14 protein-coding genes and 1 pseudogene are annotated in these 18933 nt (G+C 41.3%); 13 read left to right on the forward strand and 2 right to left on the reverse strand.

The features are described 5' to 3' along the window. The 7 genes and pseudogenes from prfC to B4F08_RS10865 form a co-directional block, all read left to right on the forward strand. Positions 1 to 595, forward strand: a pseudogene (prfC, locus tag B4F08_RS10835) (peptide chain release factor 3); the annotation flags it as partial. A 90-nt stretch (positions 596 to 685) separates the two neighbouring features. Further along, positions 686 to 1504, forward strand: a complete 819-nt coding sequence (locus tag B4F08_RS10840) for a hypothetical protein (protein WP_110975534.1) — start codon at positions 686 to 688, stop codon at positions 1502 to 1504. A gap of 47 nt (positions 1505 to 1551) precedes the next feature. Then, positions 1552 to 2502, forward strand: coding sequence for an RsiV family protein (locus tag B4F08_RS10845; protein ID WP_291374367.1), 951 nt, complete (start codon positions 1552 to 1554; stop codon positions 2500 to 2502). A gap of 6 nt (positions 2503 to 2508) precedes the next feature. Continuing rightward, complete coding sequence (locus tag B4F08_RS10850; protein WP_291374368.1) at positions 2509 to 3330, forward strand: TatD family hydrolase; 822 nt, start codon at positions 2509 to 2511, stop codon at positions 3328 to 3330. Positions 3331 to 3457: 127 nt separating this feature from the next. Then, positions 3458 to 6211, forward strand: a complete 2754-nt coding sequence (gene acnA / locus B4F08_RS10855; RefSeq protein WP_291374369.1) for an aconitate hydratase AcnA — start codon at positions 3458 to 3460, stop codon at positions 6209 to 6211. 129 nt (positions 6212 to 6340) lie between these two features. Continuing rightward, the gene (locus tag B4F08_RS10860; protein ID WP_291374370.1) at positions 6341 to 7108 is read left to right on the forward strand and encodes a tRNA threonylcarbamoyladenosine dehydratase; all 768 of its coding nucleotides are present in this window, start codon (positions 6341 to 6343) and stop codon (positions 7106 to 7108) included. Positions 7109 to 7210: 102 nt separating this feature from the next. Beyond that, a complete protein-coding gene (locus B4F08_RS10865; RefSeq protein WP_291374371.1) occupies positions 7211 to 8320 on the forward strand; it encodes a DUF695 domain-containing protein in 1110 nt (369 codons plus the stop codon). Between the two features lie 138 nt (positions 8321 to 8458). Here the strand turns inward: B4F08_RS10865 and dusA are convergent, their stop codons facing one another. Beyond that, on the reverse strand, positions 8459 to 9478 hold the full coding sequence (gene dusA, locus B4F08_RS10870) for a tRNA dihydrouridine(20/20a) synthase DusA (RefSeq protein WP_414632475.1): 1020 nt from the start codon (positions 9476 to 9478) through the stop codon (positions 8459 to 8461). Between the two features lie 604 nt (positions 9479 to 10082). On the opposite strand from dusA, the gene B4F08_RS10875 reads away from it, so the two are divergent. The 4 genes from B4F08_RS10875 to B4F08_RS10890 all read left to right on the forward strand — a co-directional run bounded on the left by B4F08_RS10875 (position 10083) and on the right by B4F08_RS10890 (position 15124). Continuing rightward, positions 10083 to 11072, forward strand: coding sequence for an NADP-dependent oxidoreductase (locus tag B4F08_RS10875; RefSeq protein ID WP_291374372.1), 990 nt, complete (start codon positions 10083 to 10085; stop codon positions 11070 to 11072). Positions 11073 to 11371: 299 nt separating this feature from the next. Next, positions 11372 to 12634 (forward strand): anaerobic sulfatase maturase, encoded by a 1263-nt coding sequence (locus tag B4F08_RS10880; RefSeq protein WP_291374373.1) that lies wholly within the window; start codon positions 11372 to 11374, stop codon positions 12632 to 12634. A gap of 121 nt (positions 12635 to 12755) precedes the next feature. Next, positions 12756 to 14306, forward strand: coding sequence for an arylsulfatase (locus B4F08_RS10885; RefSeq protein WP_291374374.1), 1551 nt, complete (start codon positions 12756 to 12758; stop codon positions 14304 to 14306). Positions 14307 to 14479: 173 nt separating this feature from the next. Then, complete coding sequence (locus B4F08_RS10890; protein ID WP_291374375.1) at positions 14480 to 15124, forward strand: HEPN domain-containing protein; 645 nt, start codon at positions 14480 to 14482, stop codon at positions 15122 to 15124. Positions 15125 to 15176: 52 nt separating this feature from the next. Here B4F08_RS10890 and B4F08_RS10895 read toward each other — a convergent pair whose 3' ends face one another. Further along, entirely contained in the window at positions 15177 to 16367 is a 1191-nt protein-coding gene (locus B4F08_RS10895; RefSeq protein ID WP_086209874.1) for an MFS transporter, read from the reverse strand. A gap of 1062 nt (positions 16368 to 17429) precedes the next feature. Between B4F08_RS10895 and B4F08_RS10900 the strand changes: the two genes are divergently transcribed. After that, positions 17430 to 18557: a Re/Si-specific NAD(P)(+) transhydrogenase subunit alpha gene (locus B4F08_RS10900; RefSeq protein WP_086209873.1), complete on the forward strand. Its 1128-nt coding sequence runs from the start codon at positions 17430 to 17432 to the stop codon at positions 18555 to 18557. Between the two features lie 11 nt (positions 18558 to 18568). After that, positions 18569 to 18892 carry a proton-translocating transhydrogenase family protein gene (locus tag B4F08_RS10905; protein WP_086209872.1) on the forward strand — a complete coding sequence of 108 codons (324 nt, stop codon included), beginning with the start codon at positions 18569 to 18571 and terminating at the stop codon, positions 18890 to 18892. Positions 18893 to 18933 lie beyond the last annotated feature (41 nt).

An 18933-nucleotide genomic window follows, 5' to 3' on the forward strand; every position in this document is an offset into this window, starting at 1 on the left:
GCATGTGCGTCTAGATAAAGATGTACGTATTAGTGATGCTTTGACTTTCTTAGCGGGTGATCGTCAGCACCTAGAAGAAGCATGGCCGGGTGACATTATTGGTTTACATAACCACGGCACGATTCAAATTGGTGATACTTTTACTTCAGGTGAAAAACTGCAATTCACAGGTATTCCACACTTTGCTCCTGAAATGTTCCGCCGTGTACGTTTGAAAGACCCATTGAAGTCGAAGCAGTTACAAAAAGGCCTCAAAGAACTTTCAGAAGAAGGTGCAACACAGGTCTTCATGCCGCAGAATAGTAATGATCTGATTGTGGGTGCTGTTGGTGTGCTTCAGTTTGAAGTAGTGGCATACCGTTTGAAAGAAGAATACAAAGTCGATTGCGTCTACGAGCCTGTGAGTATTAATACGGTGCGCTGGGTGTCTTGTGATGACGACAAAAAATTTAATGAGTTTAAGAAAAAGGCACATGACCAGTTGTCGGTTGATGGTGGTGGTCACTTAACCTACTTGGCACCAAGTCGTGTCAACTTGCAACTCATGCAAGAGCGTTATCCAGACATCGTGTTCCGCAATACTCGCGAACACTAATCGGAATTTTAAAAAATAAAACAGCTTCTTCATGAAGCTGTTTTATTAAGTAAGACACTTTATTTTAATCATGAAATTCATGGAAAGCGCATGTTGCACAAACAGGCTATTTATACAACATTAGTGAGTTTGACTGTCTTACTGACAGCATGTGACTCCTCTAAACAATCTGAAACAGATACAGATGCCAAAAGCTCGGTGTTTAAAACAGAGCAGGCTGAAGTCTTGCCGTATTTAAATATTCAACAACAAGCAGCGGATATCGCACAGCCCTTTTGTGAGACTAAGAACTGTATCGAATTAGACATTCAGACTTTAAAAACAGAAGATGCTTGGTTAAACCAATGGATTGCCAAAAGTCAGGCTCGGGTCATTCAAGACCAAATTGGCTTGAAACAAGATATGAGTTTACAACAAGCCATCAATGCTTACGTGAAAAAGTCAGATACTTGGCAGGCTGAATTTAGCCGAAACAAAGCCTATAGCTTAGCGATGTATACGCGTATACCGTATCAGCGCAATCAGTTTGTGTTGATGCAAATTGGGGTGGATACCAATCAAGAGAATGTTAATGTTAAGGAACGGTATTATTTCTTTGTTGCGGATCGCAAAAGTCAAAAGGCGGTGGCATTATTAGATTTAATTCATCCTAAACAGCAAATTGCGATGAATGTACTGGTGCAAAAAGCGTATCAAGATTGGTTGAAGAAGCAAGAACCAGAAGTCAGAAACGTTGCACCTGCAAAATTATACTGGGGGCAAGCAGATTGGTTCTTTGACCAAGAGGGCATCGGTTTACATTATCGAACCCATGAAATTGTAAAAGATGGGACTCAGCTTGATATTTATTTGACGAAAGCACAAACTCAACAGGTATTAAAAGCCGATGTCTACACCCAGTTATTTTAAAGCATTGGTCTAAGCAAGAGTTGGCTTCAACAGCTAATAGGTTATTTATGTTAAAAAGCAAAACAATATTGACAATCAGCGTACTTGCAGCCTTAATCGGTCTGACGGCCTGCCAACCGAAAGACAAAGAACCACAAACGCCTGCGACCCAAACTACAGCCGCTTCTGAGGCAGAAACGGTATTGAAACTGGTGGGGGATACTGAAAAATTACAATTTGAATTGCCTGAATGTGATGGTAATGCTTGCCCTGAATTAAATATTGATCGTTTACAAAGTAATCAGGCATTTATTGATGCTTTTATTGATCAGAAAATCATTGACGATTTATCACAGATCATTGATATCTCACCTGTTCATAGTAGCCATGATGCAACAGTAGCAAGTTCAACTGTTGCCAGTTCAGAGCCTACAACAGTGAGCCAAGTCCTCACACCGAAACTGAAATTAGAGAAACAAGTTCAACCCTATTTGGCCGCCTTTCTTGCTTTAGATCAGGAACTAAAAGACCTAAGTTCTAACCATCAAATCAGTTTGATGATTAAACCTAAAATCTTAAATGCCAAAGACCCTCTGGCGACGGTGGTGTTGAATACCAGTAGCTACTTAGGTGGTGCACATGGTTCATCATCACAGCATTATTACAATTTTGATTTAAAACAGCAGAAGCTCGTGAGTTTGGATGATCTATTGTTGCCCAATCAAAAAGCAGCGTTGAATAGAGTGGCACATGAAGCCTTTCGTACTTGGGTTGTGGACACGAAGTTAGCGACCAATGTCGATGAATATGAGCAAGCATGGAAGTTTAGCTTGAGTAACAATTATTACTTGGGTACTGAAGGGCTGATTTTGCAATATGGTGAGTATGAAATTGGCCCTTATGTGGTGGGCTTACCACGCTTAACCATTGGGTATGATCAGCTCCAGAAAATATTAAAGCCTGAGTATTTACCCAAAGCCAAACAGAGCGCACAGGCTGCTTCAGAAGCCAAGAGTTAATTAAGCATGAGCTTACCTCTGTTTGATACCCATACTCATTTTGATGTTGCCGATTTTGATGCTGATCGGCAACAATTGGCTTTACACGCCAAGCGAGTAGGGGTCGATGCGCTGGTCTTAATCGGTTTCTTGGAATCAAGATTTGATGAGCTGATTCAGACGCATCAGCAATTAACAAACTGGGATAATGTTCCTCAGTCTTATCTAGCACCAGGCTTACATCCTTTTTATATCGAACAACATCAAACTGAACATTTACAAAGGCTTGAGCAGATCTTGCAACAACATGACTGTGTAGCTGTGGGTGAAATTGGTTTAGATACGTTTTTAAAACGACATAAACAGCCTGAACTCTTTGCCAAGCAGCAGTATTATTTTTCTGAACAACTGGAACTCGCCAAGCAATATCAGAAACCAGTGTTATTGCATATTCGCAAAGCACATGCGGAAACTATTGCCATTTTAAAAGCGCAAAAGTTTAAATTGGGTGGTATTGCCCATGCCTTTAGTGGTGGCGTAGAAGAAGCCAAAGCACTGATCAAGCTAGGTTTTAAAATTGGGGTGACTGGACAAATTACTAATCCGAATGCCAAAAAATTGCATCAAGTGGTACAGGCGATTGGTACTGAACATTTGGTGATTGAAACAGATTGCCCTGATATGACGCCGTTGTGCTGTCAAACCTCGACTGAGCATCGAACCCGTAATACCCCTGTCAATTTGCCTTATGTGTTGGAGGGGTTGGCACAGACACTAGGTCAATCTACACAGTCGCTTGCAACTCAACTTTGGCAAAACTCATTGGCTGCTCTGCATTTAAAATTTTAGAAGAATAAGACAATAATCTCGATAAAAATAAGATAACCAAAAGGGAACACACTCTTTTCTAAACAGGCTTACATTAAAGGAAGAACATCATAATAAATAAACTCGCCAATACTGGGAGGGCAACCGAATGGCCAGATATAGCAAAATCAATAGTTTTAATGCCTTACAAACACTTACGGTAGGTACAAAATCCTATCAAATTTTTAATCTCCCACAAGCCGCTCAAACATTGGGTAATATTGATCAATTACCCAAGTCTTTAAAGGTCTTACTTGAAAATTTACTCCGTTTTGAAGATCAAAAAAGTGTAAAAGTAGAGCATATTCAAGCCTTAGTCGATTGGCAAAAAAATAGAAGCTCAGATCAGGAAATCCAATATCGGCCTGCACGTGTGCTGATGCAGGATTTCACAGGGGTTCCCGCCGTGGTTGACTTGGCTGCGATGCGTGCTGCAATGGCACAAGCGGGTGGCGATCCGAATTTGATTAATCCCTTGTCCCCTGTAGATTTGGTGATTGACCATTCGGTGATGGTCGATCATTTTGCGGATAAAGATGCCTTTACTGAAAATGTCGAAATTGAAATGCAACGTAATGGTGAGCGTTACCAGTTTCTACGCTGGGGACAATCGGCCTTTAATAACTTTAGCGTTGTCCCACCTGGTACAGGAATTTGCCACCAAGTCAATTTAGAGTATTTGGCTCAAGCGGTATGGCTGGGGGAAGATGAGGGGCAAACTTTTGCATTCCCTGACACTTTGGTGGGAACAGACTCACACACCACTATGATCAATGGATTGGGTGTATTGGGCTGGGGTGTTGGCGGGATTGAAGCTGAAGCGGCGATGCTCGGGCAGCCTGTATCCATGTTGATTCCTGAAGTCATCGGTTTCAAACTCACAGGGAAACTGCATGAAGGGATTACCGCAACAGATTTGGTTTTAACCATCACACAAATGTTACGCCAAAAAGGCGTAGTGGGTAAATTTGTCGAATTTTATGGTGATGGTTTGGCTGATTTACCTTTAGCGGATCGTGCCACGATTGCCAATATGGCCCCTGAATATGGTGCAACCTGTGGTTTCTTCCCGATTGATGAGGTGACTTTGGCGTATTTGGTGCTGACAGGTCGCCAACAAGAGCGAATTGATTTGGTTGAAGCGTATAGTAAAGCGCAGGGCTTATGGCGCAATGCAGGTGATGAGCCAATATTTACCGATACATTAAGCTTGGACATGAGTACAGTTCAGGCAAGTTTGGCAGGCCCTAAACGTCCACAAGATCGTGTTTTGCTGTCAGATGTACCTAAAACTTTTCATGACTTGATGGAACTAAATCTCAAGCCAGCCAAAGAAGCCAAAGAGCGTTTAGAAAATGAAGGCGGTGGCACAGCTGTTGAAGCTAAAAAAGCCAATCTGCCACATGAGGAGCCATCTTGTACCATTGATGGAAAATCCTATCCCTTGAATCATGGTGATGTGGTGATTTCAGCCATTACCTCATGTACCAATACGTCTAACCCGAGCGTGATGTTAGCCGCAGGACTCCTCGCTAAAAAAGCGATTGAAAAAGGGCTACAGCGTAAACCATGGGTGAAAAGTTCGCTTGCGCCTGGTTCTAAAGTGGTGACTGACTATTTGGCTGCCGCAGGTTTAACGCCGTATTTGGATGAGTTGGGTTATAACCTTGTCGGTTATGGCTGTACCACATGTATTGGTAACTCTGGGCCTCTGCCTGAACCGATTGAAGAAGCCATTCAGTGTCATGATCTCAATGTCGCGTCAGTACTTTCAGGTAATCGTAATTTTGAAGGGCGTGTTCATCCTTTAGTGAAAACTAACTGGTTGGCTTCACCACCTTTGGTGGTGGCTTATGGTTTAACTGGCAATATCCGTACAGATTTAACGACACAACCGCTTGGTCTAGGCAAAGATGGGCAGGCGGTCTATTTGAAAGATATTTGGCCGAGTCAGGCGGAGATTGATCAGGCGCTACAGAGCGTCAATACCGCGATGTTCCATAAAGAATATGCAGCCGTATTTGATGGTGATGCAGCATGGCAGGCGATTCAGATTCCTCAAAGTCAAACCTACGCTTGGCAAGAAAATTCAACTTATATTCGTCATCCGCCATTTTTTGAAGCGATTGGTCAGCCGCCGAAACCGATTCGCAATATTGAACAAGCCCGTATTTTGGCCGTGCTTGGAGACTCGGTCACCACCGATCATATATCCCCTGCGGGTAATATCAAGAAAGACAGCCCCGCAGGACGCTATCTACAAGAACAAGGTGTGGAAGCCAAAGACTTCAACTCTTATGGGTCTCGACGAGGTAACCATGAAGTGATGATGCGAGGCACTTTTGCCAATATCCGCATTAAGAATGAAATGTTGGGCGGTGAAGAAGGTGGAAACACGATCTACATTCCAACAGGAGAAACTTTGCCAATTTATGATGCTTCTATGCTTTATCAGCAGCAACATACGCTATTAATCATTATTGCTGGGAAAGAGTATGGCACAGGCTCATCCCGTGATTGGGCTGCCAAAGGCACGAACTTACTGGGGGTCAAAGCGGTGATTGCTGAAAGTTTTGAACGAATTCACCGTTCCAATCTGGTCGGTATGGGGGTATTGCCATTGCAGTTTGTCGATGGACAAACCCGCCAATCCTTAAATTTAACTGGTCGTGAAGTACTCTCAATTCATGGGTTATCCGATGATATTCAACCGCATCAAAGTTTGGATATTGATGTATTGCGAGAAGATGGCAGCCAAGACCAGTTTAAAGTGTTGTGCCGAATCGATACTTTGAACGAGGTCGAATATTTTAAAGCGGGCGGGATTTTGCATTATGTACTGCGTCATTTAATTGCAGCATAATCTCTATGGAATAAAGCCCTGTCAGCAGCAGGGCTTTATTGTTTGTAGTGATGAAATCTCTCAGCCTACATTCAATCCAAGGTCGTATTCAGGTAAAATGAACACGATTTTACCGATATAGATGTACGCATGACTGATCTGCAACATGATGAATATGACCGCCGTTTTGCTGGTGTAGCCAAAATTTATGGAGACGAGGCCTTTTCATATTATGAAAAAAGTCATGTGATGGTGATCGGGATTGGTGGTGTAGGTTCGTGGGCGGTCGAGGCTTTAGCGCGTACAGGCATCGGCGAATTAACCCTGGTTGATATGGATTCGATTGCGGCTTCGAATATTAACCGTCAACTGCCTGCGCTGAGTTCGACCTTAGGCCATGAAAAAATTGAAGTCATGGCGGAGCGTTGCCGTCAGATCAATCCAAGAATGAAAGTGAATGTGATTGATGACTATTTGACCCCAGAAAACGTCAAAGAAATTTTAGAACATCGACCGGACTTAATTTTAGATTGTATTGATGACGTCAAAGCGAAATTAGCCCTGATGTTGCACTGTCGTTTTAATAAGATCCCATTGATTGTTTCAGGGGGAGCGGGGGGCAAGCTCGACCCATTGAAAATCCGAGTGGCTGATCTGTCTAAAACCGAACAAGATCCAATGTTAGCAAAACTTCGAACCCAGTTGCGTGGCATGGGGATTTGTAAAAAACCTAAAGAAAAGTTTGGGATTACCTGCGTGTATTCGATTGATAACCCATTTTCTAGTGCTGAGGTTTGCCCTAGTGCTGGATTACGTTGCGGTGGCTATGGTTCAGCCGTAGTGGTGACTTCAAGCTTTGCAATGGTGGCAGTCGCGGAAGTACTGAAAAAATTAGATCATATCAAAGCGAGAAAATAATACGATTTTTATGTTTGAAGGGCATGCATACGATACGATATTTATGCATAAGCCATATAGAGTTAAATTTTTTTAAATCAATAGAATAACGAGAAGAGAAAGATGAGCTTTTTAAAAAAATTATGGGGTTCTCAAAAGCAAAAAATGCCTGCGAATGAAAATGTATATACTGCATTTTGGCAATGGTTTCAGCAGCATCAACAGGACTTCCATCGTATTGTTGCAGAAGGCAGTAATAGCGACATTGAGCACAATTTTTTTGATCGGTTAGCACCTGAATTGGAAAAGGTCCATAGTGGCATCTTTTTTTTGACCGGCATGTTTGGTGCGCAGACGGCAGAATTAATTTTAACGCCAGACGGCATCATTCAAAATATTGTTTTTGTGGAAGAGTTGATTGCTGCTGCACCTGAAATTGAGGGATGGAAGTTTACTGCGCTTAAACCTGAAAGTGATATTGAACGTGTTGGGATTAATATGCATGGTTATGAGTTTAGTCAGGAGACTTTGTCTTTTTATTTTAACCAGCAAGCCGAGTATCCCGATGAGATTGATCTAGTGGTGTTGCATGAGGCATATAATGAAGCGGAAAAAGATGAGTTCTTACAAGCCGTTTATATTTTCCTAGATAACTATTTGGGCGAGTATGATGCGGTCACCAAATTGGACAATGTTTCTGTCCAGTCTAAGCAAGGTGCCGAAAAAGAATTGCTACCGATTAACTTGCTCAAAAACATTTTAATTTTAAAAAGCAGTGAAATTTCAAGATTAGACAAAATTACCCGTTCAAATACGGATGCCGATGAATTTGTTAGTTTGGAAGGCGAAACCAATGAAGGCCTACCTTTGCTGGCGACTCTAAATCGTACACTTTTAACATGGGATCAAAAAGCCTCACATCCGTGGATGATGCTGATTGAAATCTCCTATGATGGTCAGCATTCAAATGGCATGCCTGCTTCTACAGATTATGAGTTGCTGAATCTGATAGAAGACGAATTATTGCAAGAGTTGAAAGATGTGGATGGCTATTTAAATATAGGACGTGAAACGGGTAATCACTTAAGAACCATGTATTTTGTGTGTAAAGAATTTAGAACGCCATCTAAAGTCATTGATCAAGTGATTGAAAAATATAAAGACAACTTTGAAATAGAAGTCAGCCTGTTCAAAGATAAATACTGGCGCGCTCTGAGTAAATTTACGGGTTAATCACCTAATGAATTCAAAATGAAATGTGTGTGTGACCAATATTGAAAACGTTCTTTAGTAAAGCCTTGTATCAGACTATAAAAGAAAAAAGCGAAGCATCTGCTTCGCTTTTTTCTTTTAGATTAATATTCTAAATTACTAAGCTAGAGTCTGTTCTTTTAAATAATCTTCGGTGCGTTGCATCGCGTCTTTAATGTTGAGAATTGCATTTTCAACATCAGCAAAAGTCTTAGCATTACCACCACTTAAGGCCTGGCGCCATTTGCGAGCACCCGGAAGGTTTTGAAATAAACCTAAAATGTGACGAGTGATAATTGATAACGGAGCACCCTCAGCCATACGCTGGGCAATATACGGCAGCATTTGATTGATAATGTCAAAGCGGTCTGGAAGTTCTAAATTCCACAACTGACCAAGTTCAGCCAGAAAGTAGGGATTGTGATATGCCTCACGTCCGATCATTACACCATCCACATGTTTGAGATGCTCTTGTGTTTCTGCAAAGGTTTTGACCCCGCCATTAATCTCAATCAATAGATTTGGACGCTCTTGCTTTAAACGATAGACATCTTCATAGCGTAGGGGGGGCACTTCACGGTTTTCTTTCGGAGAAAGTCCCTGAAGCAAGGCAATACGTGCGTGTACGATGAAATTATCACAACCCGTTTTGGCAATGGTATCAACAAAATGTAGCATTTCTTCATAAGAATGCATGTCATCAATGCCGATACGGTGTTTCACGGTCACGGGAATATCCACAGCATGGCGCATTTCAGCGATACATTCTGCGACGAGGTCTGGCTCTGCCATAAGACATGCACCAATTTTATTGTTTTGTACACGGTCACTTGGACAGCCAACATTGAGGTTAACTTCGTCATAGCCCCAGTCTTGAGCCATTTTGGTACACGTAGCTAAGTCTTTAGGATTTGAGCCGCCAAGTTGTAAAACAATTGGGTGCTCTTCATTGTTATAGTCTAAATGACGATTTGCACCACCAAATAGAATGGCACCTGTAGTGACCATTTCGGTGTATAAAATTACGTTTGGATTAAATAAACGGGCAAAAAAACGATAGTCTTTTGTGGTCCAATCCATCATTGGTGCAACACTGATTCGTGGAGATTGAGGGGTTTCAATGGTTTTGTCAGTATTCATTAAAAATCAGGCTCTTTATCAGTGTTTATCTGCTTTTTATACAAAGGGCTTCGTTACTTTAAAGCAGATGGAATGCAAATAAATGTTTAGGAAATTATCTGTAAACGAGTAGCCATCAAACCAAAGCCAAACTTTTTATTGGCGACAACGATGACGTTGAAGAGTTCTAAAAATGTTCGAGATAATTTTGGAGAGATAAGAAAGAGTAAAGCGGAGGCCTTTACGTTCACGCAGAAATTTCCAACAGAATATAATAGTAACATAAAAATAAAATTCGCACATTTTGCTAAGTGCAACGTTTAGTGGGGGGGCTGCCTATACTTTGTGAAATTTGAGTTCTGTTCTGTACTTATTTACTTTCTTGTAAATGATTATTCTGTACAGCCGTTTAATGTACTGTTGAGCGCTCATGTTTCTTGAGAAAAGATTAATTACCATTCTTTAGAGTGGTTTTTCTGCATTTAAATTTTGATAACTTTCTGAATCCAACGATGCCCTTGTGTAAGCGGGTCCTTATTTTGCTCCGTTGAATTTTAAATTGATGGAGAAAATATGTTTGCACAAGGGTGAGTTAAAGCAAATTTGGATGATGGTAGGAAAGATCATGACTTATAAAGCCTTTACGTTATCAAAATATCCGCAAGGACATATCACTACAGATATTTTTGAGCTAGTCACTTTGGCACAGCCGACTTTAAAAGAAGGTGAGTTTCTCGTTAAGCAGACACATATGTCACTTGATCCTGCTATGCGCACCTGGCTTCAACCAAGAGAAGACAGTTATTTACCCCCAGTACAAATAGGCGAAGTCATGCGCTCTTACGGAGTCGGCGTGGTAGTCGATTCCTTGAATGCTCAATTTCCAGTCGGTACTCATGTCGTTGGTGTCACTGGATGGAGTGAATATGTTTTAGGTCATGCCGACATGCAAGTGATTGATGCCTCGATACCAGCAGAGGCCATATTGGCTTTATTTTATTTCACAGGTCTGACCGCTTATGCAGGTTTAATGAAAGTTGGAAAACCTAAAAAGGGTGAAACTTTGGTGGTGACAGGTGCAGCAGGTTCAGTCGGTTCATTAGTCGGGCAATTGGCGAAAGCCGAAGGTCTAAGAGTCGTAGGTGTTGCTGGCTCTGATGAAAAGTGTAAATGGTTGGTTGAAGAGCTGGGTTTTGATGCTGCGCTTAACTATAAAGCGGAGGATTTTGAAGCTCAACTTCGTGTTGCCGCGCCAAATGGTGTGGATGTTTTCTATGAAAATACGGGTGGGTCAATCCAAGAAATTATTTTTAATCAGTTAAATCGGTATGCACGTGTCATCGTCTGTGGCGTGTTGGCTGATTATGACCATGAGGTGCCTGCAAAGGGTCCAAGTTGGGTGGATATCAATTTAAAAAGCCTGCGTGTACAAGGTTTTATTGTAACGGATTATGCGTCTTTTGCAGATGAGGCTATGTCTGTGTTGGGTCGTTATCTCGCAGAAGGCAAAATCCAATATAAAACCTATACAGTTGAAGGCTTCGAGTCTTTGCCTGAAGGCTTAATGAAGCTATTTAAAGGTGAAAATACAGGAAAATTTATCGTTAAGTTTTAATCTTAATGGCTCTCATGGATGTTAATGCCAATTCAATTTTATTGCTCACTATAAAAGTTCTGTCCCTTGTGTATTGGATCAACTGTTTTAGATGCAAAGGGGATGCTGGCGGCGTTGGTGCTGTGCTTAGTGAAATTTAAATTGCGATGAAGATCGTATCATTCTTGTGGACGATCAAACTTAAATCACATGGACGAATCGAGAACCTATTCTTTTAGCCCCAAGTCAGCATGGTTTGCTATGGGGCTGGGTGTTCTCACATAAATTAAAACAATGATTACAATCTGGATAGAATCAGCATGCGCATTATCCCTACTCAAGCCGAGTCTCCATCTTTAAAAAGTATACAGCTTCAAGGGCAAACGTATCGTTATCATGTGATGCTCAAACCCTCCGGTGCCCAATGTAACTTGGACTGTAGTTACTGTTTCTATCTGCATAAACAAGACTTATTGCGTCAACCTAAAACCCCACGTATGGCGGAGTCGATGCTTGAGTTGCATATCAAGCAATATATTGAAGCACAAACAGGTAATGAAGTGGTTTTTAGCTGGCAGGGTGGTGAGCCTACTTTAATGGGGTTAGAATTTTTTCAGCGTGTGGTTGAGCTGCAAAATAAATATAAGAAGCCGAAGCAATGTATTGAAAATGACATACAAACCAATGGCACCTTGTTTGATGAGGCATGGTGTGAGTTTCTGAGTCAGCACAATTTCTTGGTTGGTTTATCTATTGATGGCCCAGCTGAATTTCATGACAAACATCGCTATAACAAAGGCGGCAAACCTACGCATGCCAAAGTGATGCATGCCGTGGAATTACTTCATCACTACCAGATTCCATTTAACGCACTGTGTGTCGTGAATCGAGACAATGCGAAACGCCCAAACGATGTATATCGTTTTATCCGTGATCAGGTGCAGCCACGGATGATCCAGTTTATTCCGGGAATGGAAAGTGCACAGTTCCAAAGCACTGCGCCTGGGCATTGGAATCTTGATGATTTACCCATACTTGGCAGCTCTGCCGCACAACCAGGAACCAACGACTCTGTTGTCACTGATTGGTCTATTGTTGCTGATGACTGGGGTTATTTTCTCTCACGGGTTTGGGGGGAATGGATCAAGAAAGATTTTGGACGGGTATTTGTCGACCAGTTTGAAAATATAGTGTCCATGATGCTTGGCTATGGCGCGCAGAAATGTGTTTCTGGTCAGATTTGCGGGAAATCACTGGCAATCGAGCATAACGGTGATCTCTTTTCCTGTGACCATTTTGTCTATCCCGAATACAAGCTCGGTAACATTCAAGAGATACATCAAGGCGATCTAGTCTTTTCAGAAGAACAGAAAAAGTTTGCTTATGCGAAGTCGAATAGCTTGCCTCAATACTGTCGCCAGTGCCCCTATTTACAATATTGCTGGGGCGACTGTCCCAAAGATCGCTTTTTGAAAACACCCGATGGAGAAGCAGGTTTACATTATCTGTGTTCTGGCTTAAAGCGCTTTTTTCATACTGCACTTTTATCCAAAAGTGAAATTATGAAACAGCTTAAACCCTAAAGAAATTTGCTGCGAATAAAGACTAAAAATAGTCTTTTAAATAAACGGGTTTATCTCGAATTTTGTCAATGTTGCTCAGGCGAAAGACAAATTTTCAAAATGTTATAAAAGGAAAAAGAATATGCACAAAAAAAGGATTTCGAGTTCAATCGCTGTACTGGGTGGAGCACTACTTTCAACGAGTCTAATGGCAAAGCCACCGAATATTTTGGTGATTATGTCTGATGACGTAGGTTTCACAAATGTTAGTGCATATAGTCATGGCGTTATGGGGTATAACACGCCCAATATTGATCGAATTGCCAAAGAAGGCATCATGTTCACCGATCATTATGCGCAACCCAGTTCAACAGCGGGACGTGCAGCATTTATTACGGGGCAATACCCAATTCGTTCAGGCATGACCACAGTAGGACGTCCAGGTTCTCCACTAGGTATTCAAGCTGCGACCCCAACCTTGGCAGAAGTGCTTAAACCTTTGGGTTATATGAGTGGTCAGTTTGGGAAAAACCACTTGGGCGATCGTAATGAACACTTACCGACTGTGCATGGTTTTGATGAGTTCTTTGGTAATTTATATCACTTAAATACCGAAGAAGAACCAGAACAATTTGATTATCCCAAAGATCCAGAATTTCATAAAAAATATGGCACACGCGGTGTTTTACACTGCTATGCCTCTTCAACAGATGATGAAACTACAGATTCTCGTTTTGGAAAAATGGGGAAGCAAAAATGTGAAGATACAGGGGCATTGACGCGCAAACGCATGGAAACGGTAGACGATGAGTTTATTACAGCCAGTGTTGACTTCATGAAACGCAGTAAAAAATCGGATAAGCCATTTTTTGTTTGGCTGAATCCAAGTCGCATGCACATGTATACGCATTTACGTGCGTCTCATCGCTATTTGGCTGCAAAAGCAACCTCAGAAGATGATTTGTATGGCAGCGGGATGATTGAGCACGATATGCAAGTCGGTCAATTGTTGGATGATATGAAGAAAATGGGCGTGTTGGACAATACCATTATTGTGTATACCACGGATAATGGTCCTGAACACAGCGCAAAAAATCATGGTGGTACGACACCATTTCGTGGTGAAAAAATGACGACCTATGAAGGTGGGGTACGTGTTCCGACAATGGTACGCTGGCCGGGACATATTCCTGCAGGGCAGGTGAGAACGGGTATTCAAGCCAACATGGATCTTTTCACGACATTGGCAACGATTGCAGGTAATCCTAATGTTGTCGAAGATATGAAAAACAATCGTAAGCAATATATTGATGGGGTGAATAATTTAGATTACTGGATAGGGAAATCAGAGGAAAGCAAGCGCAATAATTTTCTTTATTATCATGAATCAACACTGCGAGCTGTTCGAATTAAGCAGTGGAAAGTTCACTTTGAAACCAGTGAAAATTATTATGATAGTTATCAAAAGCAAAAATTCCCCATCATGTACAATCTCCGTCAAGACCCATTTGAGTCCTTTGATAGTGTAAGAGACCGTTCTGAAATTATCCAAAGTAAGCAATGGATTTCTGAACCTTTGCAGGCTTTGATTGGATCACATATTAAATCCTTGATGGATTATCCTCCTGTACAAAAAGCAGCAACACTCGATTTTAGTGAGCTGATTAAAAATATGCAGGCAACGAAAAAATAAAAGCATTCTGGATGAATAAGGCAGCTCAGTTTTCTGAGTTGCCTTTTTTATTAATATGGCATCATTTTTTTCAACCTATTTTTATTGAACGCATCAATCTTTGTTTTTGATTGAGCCTCGACTTCAAATTGATTATGGTAAATAGACGATAACAATAAAAAAATGGAGGAAATATGTTTGTACTTGAGCAAGTCTTTAAGGATAAAAAAGCAGAGCATTCTGACGCCTTTAACTTAAGAATTCATCGTGGTCTAAGCTGGTTTAAAAAAGCCACACAATTGGATGATGATCTTGATTTGAAGTTCATCACGCTATGGATTTCTTTTCATGCTTTGTATGCCCAAGAATTAGAACACCTTCAAAACCAACAGCATCTGAGCCAGTTCTTACAGACAATGCTTCAGCATGATGTTGAGCGCAGAATTGAGATAATTTTATTGGAGAGGTCGAGTCAGCCCATTTATCGCCTATTGAACAGTTCGTATAGTATGCAAAGTTATTGGGACTATCAAAATCAGGCAATTAGCCTAGAGGCGTATAAAGCTCAACGAGGACACGAGAAGAAGAAAGTCACAGAAGCCATAGAGAATAAACATACAGAAGATATTTTGTTGATCTTATTTAGCCGTTTATGCACGTTGAACGATCAGTTCATGCAGGGTGGTTGCTCCTATAAAAGCGCGTTAAACCGAGAGCAACTTCAAGACGCATGTCTCGTTTTATCCGCGTTATTGCCTGCTTTGATTTATATTTTACTGGAAAATGCAGATGCTCTAGATAACGGGAAACCCTATTATCCAGTAGCACAGGTCAGCTAATTTACGAATAAAAAATCAGACAGTTTTAAAGCAAGCTGTCTGATTATCGGTATTAGGCAATACCATATTTTCTACTATATAGTGTGTCAATCAGTGCAAAGACACTGGCTAAGATGACCAATGAAATTCCGACCAGACAGGTGCTGCTCCAGCCACCATGATGCCATGCATACACGCCCAGCGCAGAACCACACGCCCCACCAATAAAATATAAAGTCATATAGATTGAGTTCACCCGAGACTTTGCATCGGGACGTAAACGGAAAATCACGTTTTGATTACAACTATGTGTGGTGGCTAAACCAAGGTTAATTAGTGCATAGCCTAGGACATAGCTGAGCAATGAACTGGCACCCAAATATAAAAACACCCAACTCAAGGCCAAAATGGCGCAGCCTGCCCAAGTCAGGACTAGGGTATAACCACGATCTGCCCATTTCCCAATGAACTGAGTCGAGAGTGCCCCAAAAACGCCAACAAGGGTCACTATACCCACCCATACATCGGAGAGTTCGAATGGCTTAGAGGTTAGCAGCAGGGCAATGGTTGAAAACAGCATACTCATGGCAGCAAAAGCAAATCCACCAGTCATTGAACGAAACACCAAGCGTGGCTCTTGTTTCAGTAGGCTTCCCATGGACTTAAAAATTGTGAAATAAGTGATTTTAAATTTTGGTAGTTGCGGCAACTTTCCTTTCATAATGAAAGCTAGAACAAACATGGCAATGCCACTGAGGATGTAAATCATCTTCCAGTGCCATAGATCAGAAAGTAAGCCTGCCACACTGGTAGACAGTAAGATGCCGACCAGTAATCCACTCATGAGAAAACCAACCACTTCGCCAGTACGTTCAGGTTTGACTGCCATCGCAGCTAAAGGAATCAGCACTTGAGCTGCGACAGAGAATAACCCTGTAATAATTGTCCCGATCCAGAGCATCGCTAAGTTGGTCGATATTGCACAAATAAAAAGCCCTACAGATGCACCAAACATCAGGAGTGGAATAAGCTTGGCTTTATTGAGCATATCACCTAAAGGCACAATAAATAGCAAACCTAGTGCATAAGACACTTGTGCAAACGTTACTGTTAAAGCGACTTGTTCTTCTGGAACTTGAAGGCTTTGTTGTATTGATGAAATCAAAGGCTGGCAATAATAGTTTGCCCCTGCACATAAACCACACACAATTGCCATGAGCCAAAGCAGTGATTTATCTCGACTGATGTCGAAGGAAGTATTCATAGTAAGCCTTTGATTGGGGGAGGTAGGAGCAAACAACGACAACATCACTGTTGAATGATCATGATGTAGCGTTTGGGAAATTGTATACGAAGCGAGGTTAAAAGCATAAAAATGGTGCAGAAAATAAAGTACGAGTGGATCGCTATAGGGCTGAGTAATAACCTCGCATTCTTATGTTCTTTTGATATGCTTTACTGGGATATAATCAAAAAAAAGTGATATTTCTAATTTTCTGTCAAAAAACACCGAGAAAAATGAAAAAAATTCTGAATTGATGGGGAAAAATTGTGAGTAATTGTTGCATTCCATCATTCTTCATCAGAATCATCAGCAAAAAGCCAAATCAAATTGTTGAAATATTCACCTTGTAGATGCTTTTGTGGTCGATTATGGTGCATTTAGGTTTAAGTACAGACTCACAATTGGCTTTACTATCACTCCATAAAATATTGAAAAAAGTTTTTTGTTAGTCAACTCTAGCTTGAAATCAGATTGAACAGGACAAATTTTGTTTAGGGTTTTTATAGAATCATTTTCAAATACACTTTTTCATCTGACTGAAATTGGAGTGCGGGTATTTTTGATCTATTCAACATAGATGTTATTCAATTTGAAGCCAGAGTCATTGCCGTGAAACTGTCACTTAGGTCAATGTCTGCAAAGTTTGCATGACAAGATGTGGAAAAGGTCTATGAATGATAGGTTTTGTTTTATGTGAATGTGATGCTTTAAATTTGTGAATTGGTCAAAAAGACCAATAGGGAAGAATTAAAGCACTCAGTCTTGTACAAAAAAAGTGCGATTTTTATGCTAAATGGCGATGAGGGGAAAGCGCTGAATAGAAATAAATCAATTCTGAATGTCATTTTCAGCAAATAAACGATATATCACACAATATTTTTTATGAATCACGAGTTCAGTATGTGGGTATTTATTAAATAAATAGTGGGTGGTATTTTAAAAAAGTTTCATTAGAATCCAAAAATTCATAAGAACATCCTGGGGGAAACATCGCCTAACTCGTGATGTTTACTTTAAGAAAAATTAGCTTGAGGGACGCTCATGCAGATCGGAATTCCAGCCGAAACGGTTGTTGGTGAAAATCGTGTAGCCGCAACGCCAGAAACGGTAAAAAAATTGATCAATGCTGGTCACAGTGTAGTCATTGAACGTAGAGCAGGTGTAAAAGCTGCTTATATTGACAGTGCCTATGAACAAGTTGGTGCCACGCTTACAGATGATGCCTATACCGGTAGCCAAATCGTTTTGAAAGTACGTGCCCCTCAGGGTGCTGAGATTCAAAAGCTTGCGCCAAATACATCGGTTATTGCCATGTTTGATCCGCACCGCAACACTGAACTTGATCAATTTGCATCGCAAAACGTGTCTGCATTTGCTTTAGAGCTATTGCCACGTACTTTGTCTCGTGCTCAGAACATGGACGTGTTGTCCTCACAAGCGAACTTGGCGGGTTATAAGTCAGTGCTTTTGGCTGCTGCTGAATACCAACGTATGTTCCCTATGTTGATGACGGCTGCAGGTACAGTAAAACCTGCACGTGTGGTGATCATGGGAGTAGGCGTTGCAGGATTACAAGCGATTGCAACTGCAAAACGTTTGGGTGCTGTGGTTGAAGCAACGGACTTACGTCCAACAGCGAAGGACCAAGTTGAGTCTTTAGGTGGCAAATGGTTAGACGTACCGATGTCAGCAGAAGAACAACAAAAAGCAGCCGATGCTGCGAAAAATGGTTATGGTTGGATGCCGGGTGAAGACTATATCCGTGATCAAGCCATCATTGTAGATAAAGCTGTGTCGAATGCCGACATCGTGATTACTACTGCACTATTACCAGGTCGTGACGCACCACGCTTAATCAAAGCAGAAACTGTTGCCAAAATGAAACCAGGTTCAATCATCCTTGATATGGCGGTTGAAACGGGTGGTAACGTTGAAGGTTCGAAGAATGGTGAAAATGTTGTCACTGATAATGGTGTGACCATTTTAGGTATTCCAAATATTCCATCTACAGTTGCAACAGAAGCGTCTGCTTTGTATGCACGTAATGTATTGAATTTCCTTGACACCTTGTTTGATGCTGAGAAAAACTTTGCACTCAACCCTGAAGAAGAAATTCAAAAAGCCCTTCTAGTAACTCATGGCGGTCAAGTACTGCTCAAGCGTGGTTAAGGAGATAGATCATGGTTGAAACAATTACAATTTTCGTCCTTGCCATCTTTGTAGGGTACTACGTGGTGTGGGGCGTAACGCCAGCATTACATACACCGCTTATGGCAGTAACCAATGCTTTGTCATCCATCATTATTGTGGGGGCGATGATCCAAACTGTAGGTTTACCTGCGATTGGAGTTGATGCCAATGTCGCATTCCAAAGCGTTAACGTGGTGAGCATCTTAGGTGCGATTGCGGTGTTCTTAGCAAGTATCAACATTTTTGGTGGCTTCGCAGTAACAGCGCGTATGCTTGAAATGTTCAAGCCAAAGCAAAAGAAAAAAGAGGGCTAATATATGGAATTCATTCGAGACTATGCGGATTGGTTCTACCT

The sequence above is a fragment of the Acinetobacter sp. UBA6720 genome (genome assembly GCF_002454215.1).
In the GTDB taxonomy this organism is placed as follows: domain Bacteria; phylum Pseudomonadota; class Gammaproteobacteria; order Pseudomonadales; family Moraxellaceae; genus Acinetobacter.

What these genes read in the sequence shown, in the direction of transcription:
- B4F08_RS10890 (WP_291374375.1), top strand. Translation starts at nt 14,480, where the DNA reads ATGTTTGTACTTGAGCAAGTCTTTAAGGATAAAAAAGCAGAGCATTCT.
- B4F08_RS10850 (WP_291374368.1), top strand. Translation starts at nt 2,509, where the DNA reads ATGAGCTTACCTCTGTTTGATACCCATACTCATTTTGATGTTGCCGAT.
- B4F08_RS10895 (WP_086209874.1), bottom strand. Translation starts at nt 16,367, where the DNA reads ATGAATACTTCCTTCGACATCAGTCGAGATAAATCACTGCTTTGGCTC.
- acnA (WP_291374369.1), top strand. Translation starts at nt 3,458, where the DNA reads ATGGCCAGATATAGCAAAATCAATAGTTTTAATGCCTTACAAACACTT.
- B4F08_RS10875 (WP_291374372.1), top strand. Translation starts at nt 10,083, where the DNA reads ATGACTTATAAAGCCTTTACGTTATCAAAATATCCGCAAGGACATATC.
- B4F08_RS10900 (WP_086209873.1), top strand. Translation starts at nt 17,430, where the DNA reads ATGCAGATCGGAATTCCAGCCGAAACGGTTGTTGGTGAAAATCGTGTA.
- B4F08_RS10865 (WP_291374371.1), top strand. Translation starts at nt 7,211, where the DNA reads ATGAGCTTTTTAAAAAAATTATGGGGTTCTCAAAAGCAAAAAATGCCT.
- B4F08_RS10845 (WP_291374367.1), top strand. Translation starts at nt 1,552, where the DNA reads ATGTTAAAAAGCAAAACAATATTGACAATCAGCGTACTTGCAGCCTTA.
- dusA (WP_414632475.1), bottom strand. Translation starts at nt 9,478, where the DNA reads ATGAATACTGACAAAACCATTGAAACCCCTCAATCTCCACGAATCAGT.
- B4F08_RS10905 (WP_086209872.1), top strand. Translation starts at nt 18,569, where the DNA reads ATGGTTGAAACAATTACAATTTTCGTCCTTGCCATCTTTGTAGGGTAC.
- B4F08_RS10860 (WP_291374370.1), top strand. Translation starts at nt 6,341, where the DNA reads ATGACTGATCTGCAACATGATGAATATGACCGCCGTTTTGCTGGTGTA.
- B4F08_RS10840 (WP_110975534.1), top strand. Translation starts at nt 686, where the DNA reads ATGTTGCACAAACAGGCTATTTATACAACATTAGTGAGTTTGACTGTC.
- B4F08_RS10880 (WP_291374373.1), top strand. Translation starts at nt 11,372, where the DNA reads ATGCGCATTATCCCTACTCAAGCCGAGTCTCCATCTTTAAAAAGTATA.
- B4F08_RS10885 (WP_291374374.1), top strand. Translation starts at nt 12,756, where the DNA reads ATGCACAAAAAAAGGATTTCGAGTTCAATCGCTGTACTGGGTGGAGCA.